We start from the raw sequence: 22,870 nt of genomic DNA, 5'->3' as shown, positions 1-22,870 counted from the left end.
GCCGCGGGGGCGCGAACAACGCACGACGGCCCGCAGGGAACAAACGACGGCAACCCCCGGTTTTGGGAGTAGGCCCCAGTCCTGGCAGACTGGTACGTCGGCTCCGGTTCACGCTCCCGCATCCCGCGGCGGCGACCCGGCGCCCTCCCGATCCTAGGAGACACCTTGAAGCGCGACATCCACCCCGAGTACGTCGAGACGCAGGTCAGCTGCACCTGTGGCGCGTCGTTCACCACCCGCAGCACCATCGAGTCCGGCGCGATCCGTGCCGATGTGTGCTCCGAGTGCCACCCGTTCTACACGGGCAAGCAGAAGATCCTCGACACCGGTGGCCGTGTGGCCCGCTTCGAGGCCCGCTTCGGCAAGGCCGCCGGCTCCAAGAAGTAGCGAGCTCCGATTCGCCGGTCCACGGACGCGCCCCCGCACCGGGCGCTCCGGGACCGGCGTTTTTGGTCGCCCGCCCTTCACCCCGTCCCGCACAGGAGCCCAAGATGTTCGAGGCCGTCGAGGAACTCGTCGCCGAGCACGCCGACCTGGAGAAGAAGCTCGCCGACCCGTCGGTCCACTCCGACCAGGCCAACGCGCGCAAGCTGAACAAGCGTTACGCCGAGCTCACCCCCATCGTCGCCACGTACCGCTCCTGGACGCAGACGGGCGACGACATCGAGACGGCGCGTGAACTGGGCGCCGACGACCCGGAGTTCGCCGCCGAGGTCAAGGAGCTGGAGAAGGCGCGCGAGGTGCTCACGGAGAAGCTGCGCCTCCTGCTCGTCCCGCGCGACCCCAGCGACGACAAGGACGTCATCCTCGAGATCAAGGCGGGCGCGGGCGGCGACGAGTCGGCGCTGTTCGCCGGCGACCTGCTGCGCATGTACCTGCGCTACGCCGAGCGCGTCGGCTGGAAGACCGAGATCATCGACGCCACCGAGTCAGAGCTGGGCGGCTACAAGGACGTCCAGGTCGCCGTGAAGACCAAGGGCGGCCAGGGCGCCACCGAGCCGGGCCAGGGCGTCTGGGCGCGGATGAAGTACGAGGGCGGCGTGCACCGCGTGCAGCGCGTGCCCGCGACCGAGTCCCAGGGCCGCATCCACACCTCCGCGGCCGGTGTGCTCGTCACGCCCGAGGCGGAGGAGGTCGACGTCGAGATCAACCCCAACGACCTCCGCATCGACGTCTACCGGTCCTCCGGGCCCGGCGGACAGTCCGTCAACACCACCGACTCCGCCGTGCGCATCACGCACCTTCCGACCGGAGTCGTCGCCTCCTGCCAGAACGAGAAGAGCCAGCTGCAGAACAAGGAGCAGGCACTGCGTATCCTGCGCTCCAGGCTGCTCGCGGCGGCACAGGAGGAGGCGGAGCGGGAAGCGGCCGACGCCCGCCGCAGCCAGGTCCGCACCGTCGACCGCTCCGAGAAGATCCGCACCTACAACTACCCGGAGAACCGCATCTCCGACCACCGCGTCGGCTTCAAGGCGTACAACCTGGACCAGGTCCTGGACGGCGACCTCGACGCGGTGATCCAGGCCTGCGTCGACGCGGACTCGGCGGCGAAGCTGGCGGCCGCGTAAGGCAGTCACGAGCACGTACGAGTGATCACGTACGAGTACTACGGAGGACTTGCGTGAACCTGCTGCTCGCGGAGGTGGCTCAAGCCACTCAGCGGCTCGCCGACGCCGGCGTGCCCTCGCCGCGTACCGACGCGGAGGAGCTCGCCGCGTTCGTGCACGGCGTCAAGCGCGGCGAGCTGCACTCCGTCAAGGACTCCGACTTCGACGCCCGTTACTGGGAGGTCATCGCCCGCCGCGAGGCCCGCGAACCGCTCCAGCACATCACCGGGCGCGCCTACTTCCGCTACCTGGAACTCCAGGTCGGTCCCGGGGTGTTCGTGCCGCGGCCCGAGACGGAGTCCGTGGTCGGCTGGGCCATAGACGCCGTACGGGCCATGGACGTCGTCGAGCCGTGCATCGTCGACCTGTGCACCGGCTCCGGCGCCATCGCCCTCGCCCTGGCCCAGGAGGTGCCGCGCTCGCGCGTGCACGCCGTGGAGCTGTCCGAGGACGCCCTGAAGTGGACCCGCAAGAACGTCGAGGGGTCCAGGGTCGAGCTGCGGCAGGGCAACGCGCTGACGGCGTTCCCGGACCTGGACGGCCAGGTCGACCTGGTCATCACCAACCCGCCCTACATCCCGCTCACCGAGTGGGAGTACGTCGCCCCCGAGGCGCGGGACTACGACCCCGACCTGGCCCTCTTCTCCGGCGAGGACGGCCTCGACCTCATCCGCGGCCTGGAACGCACCGCGCACCGGCTGCTGCGGCCGGGCGGCGTGGTCGTCGTCGAGCACGCCGACACCCAGGGCGGCCAGGTGCCGTGGATCTTCGCCGAGGACCGCGGCTGGACCGACGCGGCCGACCACCCGGACCTCAACAACCGCCCGCGTTTCGCCACCGCCCGCAAGGCACTGCCGTGAGCACACCGGGCACCCCGCGCTCTTCGCGGACTTCATCCCAGCAGCACGTGTACGAGGAGGCCAGCTAAAGATGGCACGGCGATACGACACCAACGACGCGACCGACCGTGTGACCGGTCTGCGCGAGGCAGCGTCCGCCGTCCGCCGTGGCGAGCTCGTGGTGCTGCCGACGGACACCGTGTACGGCGTCGGCGCGGACGCGTTCTCCTCGGAGGCGGTCGCCGACCTGCTGGAGGCGAAGGGCCGGGGCCGCAACATGCCCACTCCCGTCCTCATCGGTTCCCCGAACACGCTGCACGGCCTCGTCACGGACTTCTCCGAGCTGGCCTGGGAGCTGGTCGACGCGTTCTGGCCGGGCGCCCTGACGCTCGTCGCCCGGCACCAGCCGTCCCTCCAGTGGGACCTCGGGGACACCCGGGGCACGGTCGCCGTGCGCATGCCCCTGCACCCGGTCGCCATCGAGCTGCTGACCGAGGTCGGCCCCATGGCCGTCTCCTCCGCCAACCTGACCGGCCACCCGGCGCCGGAGGACTGTGACGCCGCGCAGGAGATGCTCGGCGACTCCGTCTCCGTCTACCTCGACGGCGGCCCGACCCCCGGCATCGTGCCGTCGTCGATCGTCGACGTGACCCGTGAGGTGCCGCTGCTGCTGCGGGCGGGTGCCATCTCGGCGGACGAGCTCCGGAAGGTCGTACCCGACCTCGAGGTGGCGAATTGACGGCCCCTGGATCGGGGCGTGGCATAGGCAACGGGGAAAGCGCGGCGGAGATCACGACGACCTTCGTGGGACTTCCGCGCGACAGCTTCCGCATCCTCCACGTCAGCACCGGCAACGTGTGCCGCTCGCCCATCACCGAGCGGCTGACCCGCCATTTCGTCAGGGAGCGGCTCGGCGTCCTCGGCGGCGGGCTCGTCGTGGAGAGCGCGGGTACCTGGGGTCACGAGGGCGCGCCCATGGAGTCGCACGCGGAGACCGTCCTGGCCGACTTCGGCGCGGACGCCTCCGGCTTCACCGGGCGCGAGCTCCTCGACGAGCACGTGATCCGCGCCGACCTGGTGCTGACCGCCACCAGGGACCACCGGGCGCAGGTCATCTCCATGGGGCACTCTGCGGGCCTGCGGACCTTCACGCTCAAGGAGTTCACCCGCCTGGTCAAGGCCATCGACCAGGCGACCCTGCCGCCCCTGGAGGAGGGCGTGGTCATCCGCGCGCGCTCGCTGGTCCGGGCCGCGGCGGCTCTACGCGGGTGGCTGCTGGCACCGACCGCGGAGGCGGACGAGGTCTACGACCCCTACGGCGCGCCCCTGACGTTCTTCCGCTCCATCGGCGACGAGATACACCAGGCACTCGATCCGGTCGTCACGGCCCTGACGGGCGTCCCCGCAAAGATGTAGCAGCCGAGCACCCCGGGGGCCCCGGGCCTACATTGGACGTACGTCACCACGGCGAGTGAGCCGAGACCGACTCAGGCGCCCGGAGGCGAACCGCCCGAGAAACGCGCCGCCCGGAGCCCATCATGACGGTCACCCCTGCCATCGAGGCCGACGTCCTGCGCCGCCAGGACCCCGAGCTCGCCGACATCCTGTTCGGCGAGCGGGAGCGGCAGTCGACCACGCTCCAGCTGATCGCCGCCGAGAACTTCACCTCCCCGGCCGTGCTGGCCGCCCTCGGGTCACCGCTCGCCAACAAGTACGCCGAGGGTTACCCGGGGGCGCGGCACCACGGTGGCTGCGAGATGGCCGACGCGGCCGAGCGCCTCGCCGTGGAGCGGGCGAAGGCCCTGTTCGGCGCCGATCACGCAAACGTCCAGGCCCACTCGGGCTCTTCGGCGGTGCTCGCCGCCTACGCCGCCCTGCTCCGCCCCGGAGACACCGTCCTCGCGCTCGGCCTGCCCTACGGCGGGCACCTCACACACGGCTCGCCCGCCAACTTCTCCGGCCGCTGGTTCGACTTCGTCGGATACGGCGTGGATGCCGAGTCGGGGCTCATCGACCACGAGCAGGTGCGCACCCTGGCCCGCACACGCCGGCCCAAGGCGATCGTGTGCGGCTCGATCGCCTACCCCCGGCACCTCGACTACGCGTTCTTCCGCGAGGTGGCCGACGAGGTGGGCGCCTACCTCATCGCGGACGCCGCGCACCCCCTCGGGCTCGTCGCCGGGGGAGCGGCGCCGAATCCGGTGCCGTACGCGGACATCGTCTGCGGGACCACCCACAAGGTGCTGCGGGGTCCGCGCGGCGGGCTGGTCCTGTGCCGGGCGGAGCTGGCCGAGCGGGTCGACCGGGCCGTGTTCCCTTTCACACAGGGCGGTGCGCAGATGCACACCATCGCCGCCAAGGCGGTCGCGTTCGGGGAGGCGGCAACACCGGCGTTCGCCGGGTATGCCCATCAGGTGGTGGCGAATGCGCGGGTTCTGGCGGCCCGGCTGGCCGCGGCGGGCCTGGTCGTCACCACGGGCGGCACGGACACCCACCTGATCACCGCCGACCCGGCGCCCCTCGGCGCCAACGGGCGCACGGCCCGGGGCCGTCTCGCCGCCGCAGGCCTGGTCATGGACTGCTGCGCCCTGCCGCACGGCGACGCCCGGGGGCTGCGGCTCGGCACGGCAGCGGTCACCACGCAGGGCATGGGCGACAGGGAGATGGCCCGGATCGCCGAGCTGCTCGCCGGGGTGCTGGGCGGCGTGACGGAGACCTCGAGGGCCCGTGAAGATGTGCGGGAGCTGGCCGGTGCATTTCCGCCGTATCCGGCGTGAGCCGGGGTAAGCGCATCAGGGTGCACAGCCACTCGTGCAACCATCGTCGCTACCCGGAAGTCCCCACTCATATGCGCGCATCGCTAGGGTGTGGGGCTGTGATGGCCAGCGAGACCTGTGGGGAAGCCCGTGCGTGAATACCTCCTGACGCTCTGCATCACGGCCGCGGTGACGTATCTGCTGACAGGGCCGGTACGTAAGTTCGCGATCGTGGCCGGAGCGATGCCGGAGATCCGGGCACGTGACGTGCACCGGGAGCCCACTCCGCGCCTCGGCGGTATCGCGATGTTCTTCGGCCTGTGCGCGGGCCTGCTGGTCGCCGACCACCTGACCAACCTCAACCAGGTCTTCGAGACGTCGAACGAACCCCGGGCGCTGCTGTCCGGGGCGGCGGTGATCTGGCTGATCGGGGTGCTGGACGACAAGTTCGAACTGGGCGCTCTGATCAAGCTGGGCGGCCAGATGGTCGCAGCCGGCGTCATGATTCTTCAGGGCCTGACCATCCTGTGGCTGCCCATCCCCGGTGTGGGGACGGTGTCCGTCACTCCGTGGCAGGGCAACCTGCTCACGGTGGCGCTTGTGGTCATCACCATCAACGCGGTCAACTTCGTGGACGGCCTTGACGGACTCGCGGCAGGGATGGTGTGCATCGCCGCAGCGGCGTTCTTCCTGTACACCTACCGGATCTGGTACGGCTACGGAGCCGAAGCGGCCGCCCCGGCGACCCTGTTCTCCGCGGTGCTCATGGGTATGTGCCTCGGCTTCCTGCCGCACAACATGCACCCCGCCCGGATCTTCATGGGCGACTCCGGGTCCATGCTGATCGGTCTGGTGCTTGCGGCGAGCGCGGTGTCGGTCACCGGCCAGTTGGACGTGGAGGCGCTCAACGTCGATCTCGGTGGATCGCGAGAAACGACCCACGCGATGCTTCCCGTCTTCATCCCTCTGCTGATGCCATTCACGATCATCGCGATTCCGGCCGCGGACCTGATCCTGGCGATCGTGCGCCGCACCTGGCGCGGCCAGTCCCCGTTCGCCGCCGACCGCGGGCACCTGCACCACCGGCTGCTGGAGATCGGCCACTCGCACAGCCGGGCGGTACTCATCATGTACTTCTGGTCGGCGCTGATCGCCTTCGGCGCCCTCGCCTACTCGGTCAACTCGGCGTCGATGTGGATCGTGCTGGGCGTCGTCTTCCTCAGCGCGATCGGCCTTCTCTTGTTGCTGCTGCCGCGCTTCACGCCGCGTGCCCCGCGTTGGATGGAGCGCTTCGTGCCGCCGCGCTACCGGCGACGGGGCTCGGTCGCGGCCCTCTCACCGGAGGCCTCGACGCCTGCGGCGACGGCGGACCCGCACGACCTTGCCGGGGCCGAGGAGCGCGCCCCCGTGGTGGCCGGGGTCGCCGGTGCCAACGGGGCGACCGCCATCGGTCCCCGTTCTCGCCTGGCCGACCGGCGCAAGGCCGGGACAAGGTAAGAATCTGACTAGAGCATTGCCAAGTCGTGGGGTTGTGATGGGGGTGCTAAGCGCCCCAATACCAGACAACTTGGCCTCCTTCCCGCTCAGACGCGCAGCTTCACTCTCATGTGTGACAGTCCGCACACCTCCAGGTAAAGACTGCATCAAATAGTTTGTGATACGGTTCACGAGAACCCCCGGATAGAGCCGAAGGACCGCAGTGCGACGGTCCGTTGGCGTGAGGTCTCCACTCAGCCCGGGGCTACGCTCGTCCATGACGACACCCCTGCCCCCTGCGAAAGCGGAGTTGCCGCCATGCCGTCCAATGACGCCCGGATCCTGGCCCAGGCCGCCGTGCCCACGGCTGCCGTCGGTGCTGTAGCCGTCGTCGTCAGTGGTGTGATCGCTGGTGGTAAAGGCATGATCGGGGCGGCCGTCGCGACGCTTGTCGTGATCCTCTTCATGGGGTTGGGCCTCTACGTCCTGCAGCGCACTGCCAAATCGCTTCCGCACTTGTTCCAGGCGATGGGTTTGATGCTCTACGCGGCTCAGATCCTTCTGCTGTTCGTCTTCATGGCCACGTTCAAGAACACCACGTTGTTCAACCCCAAGGCCTTCGCTCTCACGCTGGTCATCGGCACACTCGCGTGGATCGCCGCGCAGGCGCGTGCCCACATGAAAGCCAAGATCCTTTACGTCGAGCCCGATTCGATGACGGGCAGGAAGCCCGAAAAATCGGGGCACTCGTCGTGAGGGGTAGGCCCGGCATAAAGAGGCATGACATCTCCTGCTATCGTCCGGTGCCAACTGCGGCATCGCGGGCGCGGGCATCCGAGCTGACGCCTGCACTATCGCGAGGCGAGATGCCCCACAGCCGCCCCCACATCCGTAACACCAGTCCCGTGCCGAACCGCGGCCCTGCGCCGCGCCGACACAACGAGGTTGCCGTACCCATGCGTCACGCCGAAGGAGCCCGTGGTGAGTGCTGACCAGACCCAGCTCGCCTTTGACTGGAGCTGTCGGATCATGTCCGACAACGGGTGTGGTTTTCCGGCTCCGGGCCTGCACTCGTTCCTCTTCAAGCCGATCACCACGGTTGGAGGGTTCGAGTTCAACAAGGTGATGCTGCTTGCGGTGATCACCACCCTGCTTGTCGTCACCTTCTTCACGCTCGCCTTCGGCAAGGCGAAGGTGGTGCCGGGCAAGCTCCAGATGATCGGCGAGGCCGGCTACGACTTCGTACGCCGGGGCATCGTCTACGAGACCCTCGGCAAGAAGGAGGGCGAGAAGTACGTCCCTCTGATGGTCTCGCTGTTCTTCTTCATCTGGATCATGAACATCTGGTCCGTGATCCCGCTGGCGCAGTTCCCGGTGTCGTCGATCATCGCGTACCCGGCTGTGCTGGCCGCGGTCGTCTACGTGACCTGGGTGTCGCTCACCTTCAAGCGACATGGATTCGTCGGCTTCTTCAAGAACGTCACCGGCTACGACAAGGAACTCGGCCCGGTTCTCCCGCTCGTGATGGGCATCGAGTTCGTCTCGAACCTGGTCGTCCGCCCGTTCACGCACGCGGTGCGACTGTTCGCCAACATGTTCGCCGGACACCTGATGCTGGTGATGTTCACCGTGGCGTCCTGGTACCTGCTGAACAGCTGGATGATCCCGGCCGCAGGTGTCTCCTTCGTCATGACGGTCGTCATGATCCTCTTCGAGCTCTTCGTGCAGGCCGTCCAGGCGTACGTGTTCGTCCTCCTCGCCTGCACGTACATCCAGGGCGCTCTCGCCAAGCACCACTGAGCCCCGCCCCCTCAAGCCCCTGATCGTCCGGTGGCCAACCCCCGCCGGTCCATGAAAAAGAAGGAAGATTCAGCATGGCTGCCCTTGAGACCCTCGCCGCTGTCGAAGGCAACATCGGTTCCATCGGCTACGGCCTCGCCGCCATCGGCCCCGGCGTCGGCGTCGGCATCATCTTCGGTAACGGCACCCAGGCCCTCGCCCGCCAGCCCGAGGCGGCCGGCCTGATCCGTGCTAACCAGATCCTTGGTTTCGCGTTCTGTGAGGCGCTCGCCCTCATCGGCATCGTCATGCCGTTCGTCTACGGATGATCGAGCCCTGACGAGCGAACCTGCCAACGAAAGGCACTGATGTGATCGCCAACCTGGTACAGCTGGCGGCCGGGGAAGAGCAGAACCCGCTCGTTCCTCCGGGCCCCGAGCTGCTCGTCGGCACCATCGCCTTCGCCATCGTGTTCTTCTTCTTCTGGAAGAAGCTGCTTCCGAACATCAACAAGGTTCTGGAGGAGCGCCGCGCGGCGATCGAAGGCGGTATCGAAGAGGCCGAGACCATGAAGGTCGAGGCCCAGAGCGTCCTTGAGCAGTACAAGGCACAGCTCGCCGAGGCCCGGCACGAGGCCGCGCGCCTGCGCCAGGAGGCGCAGGAGCAGGGCGCCACGCTCATCGCCGAGATGCGGGCCGAGGGCCAGCGTCAGCGCGAGGAGATCGTCGCCGCCGGTCACGCCCAGATCGAGGCCGACCGCAAGGCCGCGTCGTCCGCGCTGCGCCAGGACGTCGGCAAGCTCGCCACCGACCTGGCCGGCAAGCTCGTCGGGGAGTCCCTCGAGGACCACGCCCGCCAGAGCCGCGTGATCGACCGGTTCCTCGACGACCTCGAGGAGAAGGCCGAGGCCGGCCGATGAACGGAGCGAGCCGCGAGGCCCTGGCAGCCGCACGTGAGCGTCTCGACGCGCTGACGGACTCCACGTCCGTGGACGCCGGCTCGCTCGCCGACGAGCTGGCCGCCGTCACCGCGCTGCTCCACCGCGAGGTGTCCCTGCGTCGGGTCCTCACCGACCCGGCGCAGTCCGGAGAGGCCAAGGCCGAGCTGGCCCAGCGTCTGCTCGGCACCCAGGTCAGCGGCCCGGCCGCCGACCTGGTCGCCGGCATGGTGCGCTCCCGCTGGTCGCGCTCGCGTGACCTGGTGGACGCGCTGGAGGTGCTGGCCGACACCGCCGACCTCACCGCCGCGCAGCAGGCCGGCAAGCTCGACGACGTCGAGGACGAGCTGTTCCGGTTCGGCCGGATCGTCTCCGGCAGCACCGAGCTGCGTGCCGCGCTGACCGACCGCACGGCCACCACCTCGGCCAAGGGCGAGCTGCTGCGCAGCCTGCTCGGCGGCCGGGCCCAGCCGGTCACCGAGCGTCTGGTCACGCGCCTTGTGACCGCGCCGCGGGGACGTAGCCTGGAGTCGGGACTGGAGTCCCTGTCCAAGCTCGCCGCCGAGCGCCGGGACCGCATGGTGGCCATCGTCACCTCGGCGGTGCCGCTGAGCGACCCGCAGAAGCAGCGCCTGGGCGCCGCCCTCGCGAAGCTCTACGGCCGCAAGATGCACCTCAACCTGGACGTGGACCCCGAGGTCCTCGGCGGGATCAGGGTGCAGGTCGGTGACGAGGTCATCAACGGCTCCCTCGCGGACCGCATCGAGGACGCCAGCCGCCGGCTCGCCGGCTGAGCAGCAACTCAATAGGCACTACGTACTTAGGACGGCCCTGGTTGGGCCGTGCAGAAGAATCCTGGGGGTCGCCCCCAGACCCCCAAAGTGAAACTTCGGGCCCAACAAGGAGAGCAGGGAACCCAGATGGCGGAGCTCACGATCCGGCCGGAGGAGATCCGGGACGCGCTGGAGAACTTCGTCCAGGCGTACAAGCCGGACGCGGCCTCGCGCGAGGAGGTCGGTACGGTCACCTTCGCCGGCGACGGTATCGCGAAGGTCGAGGGTCTGCCCTCGGTCATGGCCAACGAGCTGCTGAAGTTCGAGGACGGCAGCCTCGGTCTCGCCCTCAACCTCGAGGAGCGCGAGATCGGCTGCGTCGTCCTCGGCGAGTTCAGCGGCATCGAGGAGGGTCAGCCGGTCTCCCGTACCGGTGAGGTTCTCTCCGTCGCGGTGGGCGAGGGCTACCTCGGCCGCGTGGTGGACCCCCTCGGCACCCCGATCGACGGCCTCGGCGAGATCGAGACCGAAGACCGTCGCGCCCTGGAGCTGCAGGCCCCGGGCGTCATGGTCCGCAAGTCGGTGCACGAGCCGATGGAGACGGGCTACAAGGCCGTCGACGCGATGACCCCGATCGGCCGTGGCCAGCGTCAGCTGATCATCGGTGACCGTCAGACCGGCAAGACCGCCCTGGCCGTCGACACCATCATCAATCAGCGCGACAACTGGCGCTCGGGCGACCCGAACAAGCAGGTCCGCTGCATCTACGTCGCCATCGGCCAGAAGGGCTCCACGATCGCCGGTGTGCGCGGCGCTCTCGAGGAGGCCGGCGCGCTGGAGTACACGACCATCGTCGCCGCCCCGGCGTCCGACCCGGCCGGCTTCAAGTACCTGGCGCCGTACACCGGTTCGGCCATCGGCCAGCACTGGATGTACCAGGGCAAGCACGTCCTGATCATCTTCGACGACCTGTCGAAGCAGGCCGACGCCTACCGCGCCGTGTCGCTGCTGCTGCGCCGCCCGCCGGGCCGTGAGGCCTACCCGGGTGACGTCTTCTACCTGCACTCCCGTCTGCTGGAGCGCTGCGCGAAGCTCTCCGACGAGATGGGCGCCGGCTCGATGACCGGTCTGCCGATCGTCGAGACGAAGGCCAACGACGTCTCGGCGTTCATCCCGACCAACGTCATCTCCATCACCGACGGCCAGTGCTTCCTGGAGTCGGACCTGTTCAACGCCGGTCAGCGCCCCGCGCTGAACGTCGGTATCTCCGTCTCCCGAGTCGGTGGTTCCGCGCAGCACAAGGCGATGAAGCAGGTCTCCGGCCGTCTGCGCGTGGACCTCGCCCAGTTCCGTGAGCTGGAGGCGTTCGCCGCCTTCGGTTCCGACCTGGACGCCGCGTCCAAGGCGCAGCTGGAGCGCGGTCAGCGCATGGTCGAGCTGCTGAAGCAGGCGCAGTACCAGCCCATGGCCACCGAGGACCAGGTCGTCTCCGTCTGGGCCGGCACCACCGGCAAGATGGACGACGTCCCCGTCGCCGACATCAGCCGCTTCGAGAAGGAGCTGCTGGAGTACCTGCACCGCAAGGAGCAGGGCCTGATGACCTCCATCCGCGAGGGCGGCAAGATGTCCGACGACACCCTTCAGGCCGTCGCCGAGGCCATCGTGGAGTTCAAGAAGCAGTTCGAGACCTCCGACGGCAAGCTGCTCGGCGAGGACACCCCGGCTGCCGGTAAGTGACGACGGAAGGGACCTGACTCATGGGAGCCCAGCTCCGGGTCTACAAGCGTCGCATCCGATCCGTCACCGCGACCAAGAAGATCACCAAGGCGATGGAGATGATCGCCGCCTCGCGCGTCGTCAAGGCGCAGCGCAAGGTGGCGGCCTCCACTCCGTACGCGACCGAGCTCACCCGCGCGGTCACGGCGGTCGCCGGCGGATCGAACACCAAGCACCCGCTCACGACTGAGCCCGAGAACCCGACCCGCGCCGCGGTCCTGCTCCTCACGAGCGACCGCGGTCTGGCCGGCGCCTTCAACTCCAACGCCATCAAGGCCGCGGAGAGGCTCACGGCGAAGCTCGAGGCCGAGGGCAAGGAGGTCGTCAGCTACATCGTCGGCCGCCGCGGTGTCGCCCACTACAACTTCCGCGAGCGCAAGATCGCGGAGTCGTTCACGGGCTTCACCGACGAGCCGTCGTACGCGGACGCCAAGAAGGTCGCGGCCCCGCTGATCGAGGCGATCGAGACGGAGACGGCCGAGGGCGGCGTGGACGAGCTCCACATCGTCTACACCGAGTTCGTGTCGATGATGACGCAGACGGCGATCGGGGCGCGGCTGCTGCCGCTCAGCCTCGAAGAGGTCGCCGAGGAGGCCAAGCCCGGCAAGGGCGAGATCCTCCCGCTGTTCGACTTCGAGCCCTCGGCGGAGGACGTCCTGGACGCCCTGCTGCCGCGCTACGTCGAGAGCCGCATCTACAATGCGCTGCTCCAGTCGGCCGCCTCCAAGCACGCCGCCACGCGGCGCGCGATGAAGTCGGCCACCGACAACGCCGGAGAGCTCATCGAGACGCTCACCCGGCTTGCCAACCAGGCCCGCCAGGCCGAAATCACCCAGGAAATCAGCGAGATCGTCGGTGGCGCCAGTGCCCTGGCCGACGCGACCGCGGGGAGTGACTGACAAATGACCACCACTGTTGAGCCGACCGCTCCTGCTGGCGTGGCCACTGGCCGCGTCGCGCGGGTCATCGGCCCGGTCGTCGACGTGGAGTTCCCCGTCGACGCGATGCCGGAGATCTACAACGCCCTTCACGTCGAGGTCGCCGACCCGGCGCTCGCGGGCGAGAAGAAGACGCTGACCCTCGAGGTCGCCCAGCACCTGGGCGGCGGCCTGGTCCGCGCCATCTCCATGCAGCCCACCGACGGCCTGGTCCGCCAGGCCGCGGTGACCGACACCGGCGCGGGCATCACCGTCCCGGTCGGTGACTTCACCAAGGGCAAGGTGTTCAACACCCTCGGTGAGGTGCTGAACAGCGACGAGGTGCACGAGGGCGAGCGCTGGTCCATCCACCGCAAGGCCCCCGCGTTCGACCAGCTCGAGTCGAAGACCGAGATGTTCGAGACGGGCCTGAAGGTCGTCGACCTGCTCACCCCGTATGTCAAGGGCGGCAAGATCGGTCTGTTCGGTGGTGCCGGTGTCGGCAAGACCGTGCTGATCCAGGAAATGATCATGCGTGTCGCCAACCTCCACGAGGGCGTCTCCGTCTTCGCGGGCGTCGGCGAGCGCACCCGTGAGGGCAACGACCTCATCGCGGAGATGGAAGAGTCCGGCGTTCTGGACAAGACCGCCCTGGTCTTCGGCCAGATGGACGAGCCCCCGGGCACCCGTCTGCGCGTGGCCCTGGCCGGCCTGACGATGGCGGAGTACTTCCGTGACGTCCAGAAGCAGGACGTGCTGTTCTTCATCGACAACATCTTCCGCTTCACCCAGGCCGGTTCCGAGGTGTCGACCCTGCTCGGCCGTATGCCCTCCGCGGTGGGCTACCAGCCGAACCTGGCCGACGAGATGGGCACCCTCCAGGAGCGCATCACCTCGACCCGTGGTCACTCGATCACCTCGATGCAGGCGATCTACGTCCCCGCGGACGACCTGACCGACCCGGCCCCGGCCACCACCTTCGCCCACCTCGACGCGACGACGGTGCTCTCCCGTCCGATCTCCGAGAAGGGCATCTACCCGGCCGTGGACCCGCTGGACTCGACGTCCCGCATCCTCGACCCGCGGTACATCTCGGCGGAGCACTACAACGCCGCGATGCGCGTGAAGAACATCCTGCAGAAGTACAAGGACCTGCAGGACATCATCGCGATCCTCGGTATCGACGAGCTCGGCGAGGAGGACAAGCTCGTCGTCCACCGTGCCCGTCGCGTGGAGCGCTTCCTGTCCCAGAACACCCACGCCGCCAAGCAGTTCACCGGCGTGGACGGTTCGGACGTGCCGCTGGACGAGTCGATCGCCGCGTTCAACGCGATCTGCGACGGCGAGTACGACCACTTCCCGGAGCAGGCGTTCTTCATGTGCGGTGGTCTCGAGGACCTGAAGAAGAACGCGAAGGAGCTCGGCGTCTCCTGAGCCCCGTGCTCGTCGGAGGGGGCGGGGTTCGTCCCGCCCCCTCTGCCACGCCTACTAGACTTGTAACCAACACCCGGCACCCACGCCGGGTGGTGACCCGAGGAGCCACCCTTGGCTGCTGAGCTGCACGTCGCGCTGGTCGCGGCCGACCGTGAGGTCTGGTCCGGCCAGGCCACCCTGGTCGTCGCGCGCACCACGTCCGGCGACATCGGCGTCATGCCCGGTCACCAGCCGCTGCTCGGTGTGCTGGAGTCGGGCCCGGTGACCATCCGTACGAGTGAGGGCGGGACGGTCGTCGCCGCGGTCCACGGCGGATTCATCTCGTTCGCGGACGACAAGCTCTCGCTGCTGGCGGAAGTCGCCGAGCTGTCGGACGAGATCGATGTCCAGCGCGCGGAGCAGGAGCTCGAGCGCGCGAAGGCGGAGGACGACGCGGAGGCCCGGCGCCGCGCGGACGTCCGTCTGCGGGCTGCCACGGCGGCGCGCTGACCGGAGTCCGCCGTGTGATGACGTCACTCAGCCGCGGCTGGGTACCGGAGAGATCCGGACCCAGCCGCGGCTGAGGCGGATGTGGGTGATTTTTACGTTCCGTTACCTAGGAGACGAGGAGGTCGGTGTCGATGGTCCTCGCTCTGACTGTGTGCGGAATCGTGGTGGCCCTCGTGGTGGTGGGCCTGTTCGTCTTCGGTCTGCGCCGCCGGCTGATCCAGCGCTCGGGCGGCACCTTCGACGCCAGCCTGCGCTGGGACGCCCCGGCCGAGGGTGACACCGACGGCAAGGGCTGGGCGTACGGGGTGGCCCGGTACAACGGGGACCGCGTCGAGTGGTACCGCGTCTTCTCCTACTCCCCGCGACCCCGCCGCACCCTGGAACGGTCCGCGATCGAGGTGGCCGGCCGCCGGGTCCCGGAGGGCGAGGAGGAGCTGGCGCTCCTCTCCGACCATGTGATCCTGGCCTGTCTGCACCGGGGCACACGTCTGGAACTCGCGATGAGCGAAGACGCGCTGACCGGCTTCCTCGCGTGGCTCGAGGCAGCCCCGCCCGGACAGCGAGTGAACGTGGCGTAGCCACGTTCACTCGCGGTGTGTGGGTCCCCCCGGATGAAGCCCGGGGAGACGTCAACGTGGCGTCATCCGCCGAATCTGTTTACGACAGGCCGCTGTCGATGGCGGCCGCCAGCTCTCCGTTCGCGGTGTCACCGCTGAACTCCCAGAAGAACGCGCCGCCGAGCCCCTGGTTCTTCGCCCAGCTCATCTTCCCGGCGATCGTGGCCGGAGTGTCGTACGACCACCAGTTGCTGCCGCAGTGCGCGTACGCCGTGCCGGCGATGGTGCCGGTGGCCGGGCAGGAGTTCTTCAGGACCTTGTAGTCCTCGATGCCCGCCTCGTAGGTGCCCGGTGCCGCGCCGGTGGCCGAGCCGCCCGGGGCGGACTGGGTGACACCGGTCCAGCCGCGGCCGTAGAAGCCGATGCCGAGCAGGAGCTTCTCGGAGGGCACGCCCTTGGCCTTCAGCTTGGCGATCGCGTCGGCCGAGTTGAAGCCCGCCTGCGGAATCCCCGGGTAGGAGGTGAGCGGGGAGTGCGGGGCGGTCGGGCCGTCCTTGTCGAAGGCGCCGAAGTAGTCGTACGTCATCACGTTGTACCAGTCGAGGTACTGGGCGGCGCCGCCGTAGTCGGCCGCGTCGATCTTGCCGCCGGAGGAGCCGTCGGCGGTGATGGCCGCGGTGACCAGGTAGTCCTGGCCGAACTCGGCGCGCAGTGCCCGGGAGAGGTTCCTGAACGCCGCCGGGCCCGAGGTGTCGCAGGTCAGGCCGCAGGCGTTCGGGTACTCCCAGTCGATGTCGATGCCGTCGAAGACGTCGGCCCAGCGCGGGTCCTCGACCACGGCCTTGCAGGACTTGGCGAAGGCGGCCGCGTTCTGCGCCGCCTGGCCGAAGCCGCCGGAGTACGTCCAGCCGCCGAAGGAGTACAGCACCTTGATGTGTGGATACTTGGCCTTCAGCTGGCGCAGCTGGTTGAAGTTGCCGCGCAGCGGCTGGTCCCAGGTGTCGGCGGTGCCGCTGACGGACTGGTCGGCGGTGTAGGCCTTGTCATAGGCGGCGTAGGTGTCGTCGACGGTGCACTGGCCGTTCTTGACGTTGCCGAAGGCGTAGTTGATGTGGGTGATCTTCGACGCCGAGCCCGAGCTCACCAGGTTCTTGACGTGGTAGTTGCGTCCGTAGACGCCCCACTCGGTGAAGTAGCCGAGCTTGATCTTGTCGCCGGTGGGCGGCTCGGTGGTGCCGCCGGTGGTGCGGACCTTCACCGCACCGCTGACCGGGCCGGTCTGGTCGGCGGTGTCACGGGCCTGGACGGAGTAGGAGTAGTCGGTGCCGGCGGTGAGGCCGGTGCCGGTGTACGAGGTGCCCGTCACGGTGGCGACCTTGGAGCCGTCGCGCAGGACGTCGTAGTTCTTGACGCCCTTGTCGTCGGTGGCGGCGGACCAGGACAGCTTCACCGAGGTGTCGGTGATGTCCGAGGCGGTCGGGGTGCCGGGGGCGCTCGGCGCGCTGTCACCGGGCTCGGTGGTGCCGCCGTCGCAGCTGCCGCCGTTGAGCTCGCAGTTCGCCGGGGAGCCGGAGCCGCTGCCGTTGAAGCCGAAGGAGACGGAGGCGCCGGGGGCGAGGGTGCCGTTCCAGGACTTGTTCCTGGCGGTCCAGTGGGTGCCGGAGGAGGTGACGTCGGCGTCCCAGGAGGAGGTGACGGAGGTGCCGGGGGGGAAGTCCCACTCCACGGTCCAGGAGCTGAGGGCCGTGGTGCCGGTGTTCTTCACCGTCCACTTGCCTTCGAAGCCGGAGCCCCAGTCCTGGGTCTTGGCGTAGGTGGCGGTGGCGGACGTCGCGGCCTGGGCCGGGCTCGCCAGGCCTACGAGGCCGGCCAGCGGGAGCAACAGGGTCGCGAACCCTGCCACGGCTCTGTGTCTGAAGCGCATGCTGCGCCTCCTTGATGGAGTTGTGGGGGCGTGACTGAGCCTCACGCCCACTCATGGTGCGGTGAGAATAGAAAGGTCTGGACCACCGGTCAATGGGTCTGGACCACCAGCTTCGAACGCGGTTCAGACACCCAACTCCTGGGCCAGCACCGCGGCTTGCACCCGGCTCCGCAGCTCCAGCTTCCCCAGCAGCCTGCTGACGTGGGTCTTCACGGTCGCCTCGGCCATGTCGAGCCGCTCCGCGATGCCCGCGTTGGACAGACCCTGGCCGAGGCAGGACAGCACCTCGCGCTCCCGCCTGGTCAGCTGTTCGAGCACCGCCGGATCGGCCGCGGGTTCACGGGCGGGCTTCGCGGCGAACTCCGCGATCAGCCGCCGTGTGACCGCCGGGGCGATCAGCCCCTCCCCGCGCGCGACCGTCCGTACGGCCTCCAGCAGCTGTGTCGCCTCGGTGTTCTTCAGCAGGAAGCCGGACGCGCCCGCCCGCAGCGCCCCGAAGACGTACTCGTCGAGATCGAAGGTGGTCAGCACCAGCACGTCCGCGAGCCGTTCCCCGACGACCTGCCGGGTCGCCGACACCCCGTCCAGACGCGGCATCTGAATGTCCATCAGCACCAGGTCCGGCCGCAGCTCGCGGGCCAGCGCCACGGCCTGTTCGCCGTCCGCCGCCTCGCCGACCACCTCGATGTCGGGCGCGCTGCGCAGGATGAGTACGAGCCCTGCGCGGACGGCGGACTGGTCCTCGGCGACCAGGACGCGGATCATGCGGTGTCTCCTTGGAGGCTGTGGCTGACGGGGAGGATGGCGCGGACCATCCAGATCCTGCCCTCGGGTGAGTCCTCGGGGGCGGCTTCGAACGTGCCGTCGAGCAGGGCCACGCGTTCCCTCATGCCGACCAGACCCGCGCCGGAGCCGGGAGCGCGCGGGGCGTCCCGGCCCCCGCAGGGGCTTCTCACGCTGACGACGAGTGAGCCGTCCCGCCGGGCGAGTGACACCGTGACCGGGCCCGGGGCGGCGTGCTTGAGCGCGTTGGTCAGCGACTCCTGCACGATGCGGTAGGCGGCGAGCTCGACGGGTGCGGGCACCTCGCTCCGTTCGGCGTCGAGGGTGACGTCGAGGCCGTTGGCGCGGGCGCCGTCCACGAGTGAGCCGAGACCGTCGAGCGTGGGGGCGACGGACGGTCCCGCGTCCCCGCTGCTGTCGCGCAGGATGCCGATCAGCCGCCGCATCTCGGCGAGCCCTTCCACGCTGTTCTCCCGGATGACCACGAGCGCCTCCTGGGAGGTCTTCGGATCGTCGAGGGACAGCGCGGCGGTGGAGTGGATGGCGATCGCGGACAGATGGTTGGCGACCAGGTCGTGCAGTTCGCGCGCCATCCGGGCACGTTCGGCGGTGACAGCCTGGGTGCGGTCCATCTCGGCGAGCAGCGTGGTCTGCTCGGCGCGCAGCCGGGCCGCCTCGGCGGCGTCGCGATGATTGCGGACGATCAGGCCCGTGACGGCGGGGCCGAAGGTGACGAGGCCGGTGATCACACCGATCAGCAGCGCCTCGGGCTCGCGCCAGACCGCGAACGGCACCACGGCTCCGGCCACCGTGAGCAGCCCGGTGATCCGCGGGATGCGGTGGGCCGAGGCGGGCGGGCCGTACAGGACGGCCGCGTACATCAGGTCGGTGTACATCAGGATCGTCACCAGGTTGCCCTGGGTGCCGGTGTCCAGGACGATCGCGGGCGTGCCGATCAGCAGAGCGGTGCGAGGGGCGGCCCGGCGCAGCAGCTCGCAGCCCGCCATGACGACGAGCGGCAGCAGAAGCGGCCAGCGCCCCGGCAGGAGCACGTACGGCTCGGTGTGCGGCCGGGTGGCCAGACCGACGCCCCACAGCAACAGCCCGCCGAGCAGGCCGCCCAGCGCGACATAGACGTCGAAGCGGCGGGGACGGGGGAGTCGTACGGCCATGTCACCATCCAACACGGCCGCCGCGCCCTGCGCGTGATCCCCGTGGAGGGTCCCCGACTGCATCCTTCGATGTACCGCGGGTTCGTCAGTCGCGACGACGATTCCGGACGCGCCGCACGGGAGCCTGGAAGGGTGACCGAGAGGAGCGAACCGTGATCGTCGCCTTGATCGCAGCCTGCGAGATCGGCTTCTGGGTGCTGCTGGCGGCCGGGCTGTCCGTCCGCTACCTGCTGCGCATGCCGCGTACGGGGCTGGCGCTGTTGCTGTGCGAGCCGCTCCTGGAGGTCGTCCTGCTGGTCGCCACCGCGCTGGACCTGAGGAACGGTGCCGAGCCGAACTGGACGCACGGCCTGGCCGCGCTGTACATCGGCTACACCGTCGGGCACGGCCACCGCACGGTGAAGTGGCTGGACGGCCACGCCGCCCACCGGCTGGGCGGCGCCCCGAAGCCGATCGGCCCGCCCCGCTACGGCATGGCCCGGGCGCGTCACGAGGGCAAGGTCTGGCTGGGCACGCTGGTGGGCGCCGTCGTCGCGACCGTCCTTCTCCAGCTCGCCATCTTGTACGTCGACGACCCGAGTCGCGTCACGTCCCTGGAGAGCTGGCGCTGGGTGGCCTGGCGCACGGCCGGGATCCACGGCCTGATCGCGCTGAGCTATGCGATCTGGCCGCGGCGCGCTCCCGCGGGGGAGCCGGAGGCGCGGCTGGAGAAGGAGAGGGTGCAGCGGTGAGCAAGGCCCGCGGAAATCTGGTGGAGGGGATCGTCACCTTCGTGATCGGCCTCGGGCTGTGGCTGTTCACCGGCGACGTGGAGGTCCCCGTCGTCACCCTCACGAAGGTCGGCGTCGTGATGATGTGCGTCGGCGGCGTGCTGGCCGCCTCCGGGCTGTGGCAGGAGGCGCGCGGCAAGGACTAGCGCTCCCCGCCCGGTACCCACAGCACGTCCCCGGCCTCCTTGTTCGCCGTCCTCGCGAGGATGAACAGGAGGTCGGAGAGGCGGTTGAGGTAGGTCGCCGTGAGGGGGTTCATCGTCTCGGCGTGAACCTCCAGGGCGGACCACGTCGAGCGCTCCGCCCGGCGTACGACAGTGCAGGCCTGGTGGAGCAGGGCCGCGCCGGGGGTGCCGCCGGGGAGGATGAAGGAGCGGAGCTTCTCCAGCTGCCCGTTGAAGCGGTCGCAGTCCGCCTCGAGCTTGTCGATGTAGAACTGCTCGACCCGCAGCGGCGGGAACTCCGGGTTCTCCACCACCGGCGTGGACAGGTCCGCACCCACGTCGAACAGGTCGTTCTGGACGCGGGTGAGGACCTTGACGACCTCCTCGTCCAGGCCGCCGAGCGCGATCGCCGTGCCGATCACCGCGTTCGCCTCGTTGGCGTCGGCGTACGCGGAGATCCGCAGGTCGGTCTTGGCGACCCGGCTCATGTCGCCGAGGGCGGTGGTGCCCTGGTCGCCGGTCCTGGTGTAGATGCGCGTCAGATTGACCATGTGGCCAATCTAGACGTTCGTGTCACGGGCGCACCCCTCACCTTTGGTCTCGTACAAGCGCACCTGATGCGCGCCCGCCGCGCCCGTCATACAGGCACCGCGGTACGCACTGTCAACCCGGCTTTCAGTTCAGGGTCACAGGGCGTGGAGACCTCGGCGCCGACCGGTCTGTGAAGCGCCAACCAGCACAAAACCGCGAGGAATTGGCGCTCCGACCGCTGAGGTCGGAATCGTCTCGGCTTCGGCCGATGGGAGGATCGCCAAGGCCGTCATGTGGGACGTGACACGAGTCTCACTCCCTGAGACGTGAAACGCGTTACTAAGTCAGACGCACGCCGCCTCACGAACGCTAGTGTCCGCCCGAGAGGCAGACATAAGCAGCGCGTCAGGGGAGTCGCACAGTGGCAGGGAAGCTCGCCGTCATCGGGGCCGGCCTCATGGGAGCCGGCATCGCCCAGGTCTCCGCTCAGGCGGGCTGGGAGGTGGTCCTGCGTGACGTCACCGACGAAGCACTGACGCGGGGCACCGACGGCATCAAGGCGTCGTACGACAAGTTCGTCGCCAAGGGCAGGCTGGAGGCGCACGACGCCGATGCCGCCCTGGCCCGCATCACCGCGACCACCGACCTGGACGCCGCGGCCGACGCGGACGTCGTCGTCGAGGCCGTGTTCGAGAAGCTCGAGGTCAAGCACGAGATCTTCCGCGCGCTCGACAAGATCGTGAAGGGCGAGGCGATCCTCGCGTCCAACACCTCCGCCATTCCGATCACCAAGATCGCGGCGGCCACCGAGCGCCCGGAGCGGGTCGTCGGCACGCACTTCTTCTCGCCGGTGCCGATGATGCAGCTGTGCGAACTCGTCCGCGGTTACAAGACCAGCGACGAAACCCTCGCCACGGCCCGGCGGTTCGCCGAGTCGGTCGGCAAGACCTGCATCGTCGTCAACCGCGACACCGCCGGCTTCGTGACGACCCGTCTCATCTGCGCCCTGGTCGTCGAGGCCGCCAAGCTGCAGGAGTCGGGCGTGGCCAGCGCCGAGGACATCGACCTCGCCTGCAAGCTGGGCTTCGGCCACGCCATGGGCCCGCTGGCGACGGCGGACATGACCGGCGTCGACATCCTGCTGCACGCCACGAACAACATCTACACCGAGTCCCAGGACGAGAAGTTCGCGGCCCCCGAGTCGATGCGCCGGATGGTTGACGCCGGTGACATCGGACGCAAGAGCGGGCAGGGCTTCTACAAGCACTGAAACCGCACATGCCCCGGGCCCATCACACGCCAGGGTGAATTCGGTATCGGTTCGCTTACAAGAAGCAACCTCTGACTCCTCCACACAGTCAGAGGTTGCATCACCCACATCCAGAACGCGGAGCACGATTCGCACGCACGGGGAGCGCATATGCACATCAGGGGCGACCACGCCGAGCTGGTCGTCGGGGGCCGCCTCGACGTCCGGAGCGCGGCGGACGCCCGTACGGTCCTGCACTCGGCCGTCGACGACGGGGTCGGCGATCTGGTGCTGGACCTGTCCGAACTGGACTCCTGGGACGCCACCGGACTGGGCGTGATCATGGGAGCCCACCGGCGGGCCGGCCGCTGCGGCCGGCGCCTGGTGCTGCGCGGAGTACCGCCGCAGATGCAGCGCCTGCTGGTGGCCACCCGCCTGCACCGGATCCTGGCGATCGAGGGGGGCATCGGGGTGGAGACCCTTCCCCGCGTGTGACGCCTCGTACGGGTGTGAGGCGGGCGACCGGGGAGACCCGGACGCACGTCGTCGCGTCGTGCGACGCGCACAATCCTCACGAGACCGTGACGTTACGGACGGCGCGGTACCCCGGACTGTCGTAGATACTGTGCGAAGGTTTAGGGTTCGGCTGCCCGCTGCCTTGACACCCTTCGGCGGGACCGGACCAGAAGCGACAGCGCGGTGTGCAGCAAGGCCGGGAGGGGCTTTTCCGAGCACACACACGCTTTTGGGGGGCTTGACCTATGGATCCTGACAACCAGGGACCCGAGGAGTACGGCCACGAAGGTGACGGCCCCGCGCCGCGCCAGCGCCCTCCCAGGGAATCCCTCACACCCGACTTCGCGCAGCACGCGCCGGCGCTCGCCCGCACGGTGCAGCTCGTCTCCGGCGACTTCCTGCTGACCGTCAACCCCGTCGA

The 22,870-nt window shown here is 69.2% G+C and carries 25 protein-coding genes; 21 read left to right on the top strand and 4 right to left on the bottom strand.

Features of this window, described 5'->3' with window-relative positions; all coding sequences use genetic code 11:
• Positions 1 to 165: 165 nt before the first annotated feature.
• The 17 genes from rpmE to C1J00_RS07070 all read left to right on the top strand — a co-directional run bounded on the left by rpmE (position 166) and on the right by C1J00_RS07070 (position 15,361).
• Positions 166 to 387 (top strand): 50S ribosomal protein L31, encoded by a 222-nt coding sequence (rpmE, locus tag C1J00_RS07150; RefSeq protein WP_031140670.1) that lies wholly within the window; start codon positions 166 to 168, stop codon positions 385 to 387.
• A gap of 104 nt (positions 388 to 491) precedes the next feature.
• Positions 492 to 1,568 (top strand): peptide chain release factor 1, encoded by a 1,077-nt coding sequence (gene prfA, locus C1J00_RS07145; RefSeq protein ID WP_102908191.1) that lies wholly within the window; start codon positions 492 to 494, stop codon positions 1,566 to 1,568.
• Between the two features lie 53 nt (positions 1,569 to 1,621).
• Positions 1,622 to 2,467, top strand: a complete 846-nt coding sequence (prmC, locus tag C1J00_RS07140) for a peptide chain release factor N(5)-glutamine methyltransferase (RefSeq protein ID WP_102908190.1) — start codon at positions 1,622 to 1,624, stop codon at positions 2,465 to 2,467.
• Between the two features lie 70 nt (positions 2,468 to 2,537).
• Positions 2,538 to 3,185 (top strand): L-threonylcarbamoyladenylate synthase, encoded by a 648-nt coding sequence (locus C1J00_RS07135; RefSeq protein ID WP_102908189.1) that lies wholly within the window; start codon positions 2,538 to 2,540, stop codon positions 3,183 to 3,185.
• The gene (locus tag C1J00_RS07130) at positions 3,182 to 3,862 is read left to right on the top strand and encodes an arsenate reductase/protein-tyrosine-phosphatase family protein (RefSeq protein ID WP_102908188.1); all 681 of its coding nucleotides are present in this window, start codon (positions 3,182 to 3,184) and stop codon (positions 3,860 to 3,862) included. The genes C1J00_RS07135 and C1J00_RS07130 overlap by 4 nt, the downstream gene beginning before the upstream one ends.
• Before the next feature lie 122 nt (positions 3,863 to 3,984).
• Positions 3,985 to 5,223, top strand: coding sequence for a serine hydroxymethyltransferase (glyA, locus tag C1J00_RS07125; protein ID WP_102908187.1), 1,239 nt, complete (start codon positions 3,985 to 3,987; stop codon positions 5,221 to 5,223).
• Positions 5,224 to 5,352: 129 nt separating this feature from the next.
• On the top strand, positions 5,353 to 6,699 hold the full coding sequence (locus C1J00_RS07120) for an MraY family glycosyltransferase (protein WP_102908186.1): 1,347 nt from the start codon (positions 5,353 to 5,355) through the stop codon (positions 6,697 to 6,699).
• Positions 6,700 to 6,996: 297 nt separating this feature from the next.
• The gene (locus C1J00_RS07115) at positions 6,997 to 7,434 is read left to right on the top strand and encodes a Cg1360 family ATP-synthase-associated protein (protein WP_102908185.1); all 438 of its coding nucleotides are present in this window, start codon (positions 6,997 to 6,999) and stop codon (positions 7,432 to 7,434) included.
• A 225-nt stretch (positions 7,435 to 7,659) separates the two neighbouring features.
• The gene (gene atpB, locus C1J00_RS07110) at positions 7,660 to 8,478 is read left to right on the top strand and encodes a F0F1 ATP synthase subunit A (RefSeq protein ID WP_500691470.1); all 819 of its coding nucleotides are present in this window, start codon (positions 7,660 to 7,662) and stop codon (positions 8,476 to 8,478) included.
• Between the two features lie 74 nt (positions 8,479 to 8,552).
• Complete coding sequence (atpE, locus tag C1J00_RS07105) at positions 8,553 to 8,786, top strand: ATP synthase F0 subunit C (protein ID WP_031485821.1); 234 nt, start codon at positions 8,553 to 8,555, stop codon at positions 8,784 to 8,786.
• Positions 8,787 to 8,827: 41 nt separating this feature from the next.
• Positions 8,828 to 9,376 carry a F0F1 ATP synthase subunit B gene (locus C1J00_RS07100; protein WP_102908183.1) on the top strand — a complete coding sequence of 183 codons (549 nt, stop codon included), beginning with the start codon at positions 8,828 to 8,830 and terminating at the stop codon, positions 9,374 to 9,376.
• Entirely contained in the window at positions 9,373 to 10,188 is an 816-nt protein-coding gene (locus C1J00_RS07095; protein ID WP_102908182.1) for a F0F1 ATP synthase subunit delta, read from the top strand. Before C1J00_RS07100 ends, C1J00_RS07095 begins: the two co-directional genes overlap by 4 nt.
• 126 nt (positions 10,189 to 10,314) lie before the next feature.
• On the top strand, positions 10,315 to 11,904 hold the full coding sequence (gene atpA, locus C1J00_RS07090; protein WP_102908181.1) for a F0F1 ATP synthase subunit alpha: 1,590 nt from the start codon (positions 10,315 to 10,317) through the stop codon (positions 11,902 to 11,904).
• Positions 11,905 to 11,924: 20 nt separating this feature from the next.
• The gene (locus tag C1J00_RS07085; protein WP_102908180.1) at positions 11,925 to 12,842 is read left to right on the top strand and encodes a F0F1 ATP synthase subunit gamma; all 918 of its coding nucleotides are present in this window, start codon (positions 11,925 to 11,927) and stop codon (positions 12,840 to 12,842) included.
• Between the two features lie 3 nt (positions 12,843 to 12,845).
• The gene (gene atpD / locus C1J00_RS07080) at positions 12,846 to 14,294 is read left to right on the top strand and encodes a F0F1 ATP synthase subunit beta (RefSeq protein ID WP_102908179.1); all 1,449 of its coding nucleotides are present in this window, start codon (positions 12,846 to 12,848) and stop codon (positions 14,292 to 14,294) included.
• Positions 14,295 to 14,405: 111 nt separating this feature from the next.
• Entirely contained in the window at positions 14,406 to 14,783 is a 378-nt protein-coding gene (locus C1J00_RS07075; protein ID WP_102908178.1) for a F0F1 ATP synthase subunit epsilon, read from the top strand.
• Between the two features lie 131 nt (positions 14,784 to 14,914).
• Complete coding sequence (locus tag C1J00_RS07070; protein ID WP_102908177.1) at positions 14,915 to 15,361, top strand: DUF2550 domain-containing protein; 447 nt, start codon at positions 14,915 to 14,917, stop codon at positions 15,359 to 15,361.
• Positions 15,362 to 15,440: 79 nt separating this feature from the next.
• On the opposite strand, the gene C1J00_RS07065 is transcribed toward C1J00_RS07070, so the two are convergent.
• From C1J00_RS07065 to C1J00_RS07055, 3 genes are all read right to left on the bottom strand, one after another.
• Positions 15,441 to 17,264, bottom strand: coding sequence for a glycoside hydrolase family 18 chitinase (locus C1J00_RS07065; protein ID WP_102908176.1), 1,824 nt, complete (start codon positions 17,262 to 17,264; stop codon positions 15,441 to 15,443).
• Between the two features lie 123 nt (positions 17,265 to 17,387).
• Positions 17,388 to 18,029, bottom strand: coding sequence for a response regulator (locus C1J00_RS07060; protein ID WP_102908175.1), 642 nt, complete (start codon positions 18,027 to 18,029; stop codon positions 17,388 to 17,390).
• Positions 18,026 to 19,219: a sensor histidine kinase gene (locus C1J00_RS07055; protein WP_102908174.1), complete on the bottom strand. Its 1,194-nt coding sequence runs from the start codon at positions 19,217 to 19,219 to the stop codon at positions 18,026 to 18,028. Before C1J00_RS07055 ends, C1J00_RS07060 begins: the two co-directional genes overlap by 4 nt.
• Positions 19,220 to 19,371: 152 nt before the next feature.
• Here C1J00_RS07055 and C1J00_RS07050 point away from each other — a divergent pair, with 152 nt between their 5' ends.
• Together C1J00_RS07050 and C1J00_RS07045 are read left to right on the top strand one after the other, a co-directional pair.
• Positions 19,372 to 19,950, top strand: a complete 579-nt coding sequence (locus tag C1J00_RS07050; RefSeq protein ID WP_102908173.1) for a hypothetical protein — start codon at positions 19,372 to 19,374, stop codon at positions 19,948 to 19,950.
• A complete protein-coding gene (locus C1J00_RS07045) occupies positions 19,947 to 20,135 on the top strand; it encodes a DUF5708 family protein (RefSeq protein ID WP_102908172.1) in 189 nt (62 codons plus the stop codon). The genes C1J00_RS07050 and C1J00_RS07045 overlap by 4 nt, the downstream gene beginning before the upstream one ends.
• On the opposite strand, the gene C1J00_RS07040 is transcribed toward C1J00_RS07045, so the two are convergent.
• A complete protein-coding gene (locus C1J00_RS07040) occupies positions 20,132 to 20,704 on the bottom strand; it encodes a cob(I)yrinic acid a,c-diamide adenosyltransferase (RefSeq protein WP_102908171.1) in 573 nt (190 codons plus the stop codon). The genes C1J00_RS07045 and C1J00_RS07040 overlap by 4 nt on opposite strands.
• A 401-nt stretch (positions 20,705 to 21,105) precedes the next feature.
• Between C1J00_RS07040 and C1J00_RS07035 the strand changes: the two genes are divergently transcribed.
• Together C1J00_RS07035 and C1J00_RS07030 are read left to right on the top strand one after the other, a co-directional pair.
• Complete coding sequence (locus tag C1J00_RS07035; protein ID WP_102908170.1) at positions 21,106 to 21,954, top strand: 3-hydroxyacyl-CoA dehydrogenase family protein; 849 nt, start codon at positions 21,106 to 21,108, stop codon at positions 21,952 to 21,954.
• Positions 21,955 to 22,104: 150 nt separating this feature from the next.
• The gene (locus C1J00_RS07030) at positions 22,105 to 22,428 is read left to right on the top strand and encodes an STAS domain-containing protein (protein WP_003993003.1); all 324 of its coding nucleotides are present in this window, start codon (positions 22,105 to 22,107) and stop codon (positions 22,426 to 22,428) included.
• Positions 22,429 to 22,870: the final 442 nt, after the last annotated feature.

Origin of the sequence: Streptomyces cahuitamycinicus (assembly GCF_002891435.1) — a bacterium.
GTDB classification, from domain to species: Bacteria; Actinomycetota; Actinomycetes; order Streptomycetales; family Streptomycetaceae; genus Streptomyces; species Streptomyces cahuitamycinicus.
The sequence above is the reverse complement of the archived record's forward strand: the minus strand, read 5'-3'. Positions and strand labels throughout refer to the sequence as shown.

Excerpts from the sequence above, each read along its gene's own strand:
- prfA (WP_102908191.1), top strand. The coding sequence starts at position 492 with ATGTTCGAGGCCGTCGAGGAACTCGTCGCCGAGCACGCCGACCTGGAG.
- C1J00_RS07135 (WP_102908189.1), top strand. The coding sequence starts at position 2,538 with ATGGCACGGCGATACGACACCAACGACGCGACCGACCGTGTGACCGGT.
- glyA (WP_102908187.1), top strand. The coding sequence starts at position 3,985 with ATGACGGTCACCCCTGCCATCGAGGCCGACGTCCTGCGCCGCCAGGAC.
- C1J00_RS07115 (WP_102908185.1), top strand. The coding sequence starts at position 6,997 with ATGCCGTCCAATGACGCCCGGATCCTGGCCCAGGCCGCCGTGCCCACG.
- atpE (WP_031485821.1), top strand. The coding sequence starts at position 8,553 with ATGGCTGCCCTTGAGACCCTCGCCGCTGTCGAAGGCAACATCGGTTCC.
- C1J00_RS07095 (WP_102908182.1), top strand. The coding sequence starts at position 9,373 with ATGAACGGAGCGAGCCGCGAGGCCCTGGCAGCCGCACGTGAGCGTCTC.
- atpA (WP_102908181.1), top strand. The coding sequence starts at position 10,315 with ATGGCGGAGCTCACGATCCGGCCGGAGGAGATCCGGGACGCGCTGGAG.
- C1J00_RS07085 (WP_102908180.1), top strand. The coding sequence starts at position 11,925 with ATGGGAGCCCAGCTCCGGGTCTACAAGCGTCGCATCCGATCCGTCACC.
- atpD (WP_102908179.1), top strand. The coding sequence starts at position 12,846 with ATGACCACCACTGTTGAGCCGACCGCTCCTGCTGGCGTGGCCACTGGC.
- C1J00_RS07070 (WP_102908177.1), top strand. The coding sequence starts at position 14,915 with ATGGTCCTCGCTCTGACTGTGTGCGGAATCGTGGTGGCCCTCGTGGTG.
- C1J00_RS07065 (WP_102908176.1), bottom strand. The coding sequence starts at position 17,264 with ATGCGCTTCAGACACAGAGCCGTGGCAGGGTTCGCGACCCTGTTGCTC.
- C1J00_RS07060 (WP_102908175.1), bottom strand. The coding sequence starts at position 18,029 with ATGATCCGCGTCCTGGTCGCCGAGGACCAGTCCGCCGTCCGCGCAGGG.
- C1J00_RS07055 (WP_102908174.1), bottom strand. The coding sequence starts at position 19,219 with ATGGCCGTACGACTCCCCCGTCCCCGCCGCTTCGACGTCTATGTCGCG.
- C1J00_RS07040 (WP_102908171.1), bottom strand. The coding sequence starts at position 20,704 with ATGGTCAATCTGACGCGCATCTACACCAGGACCGGCGACCAGGGCACC.
- C1J00_RS07030 (WP_003993003.1), top strand. The coding sequence starts at position 22,105 with ATGCACATCAGGGGCGACCACGCCGAGCTGGTCGTCGGGGGCCGCCTC.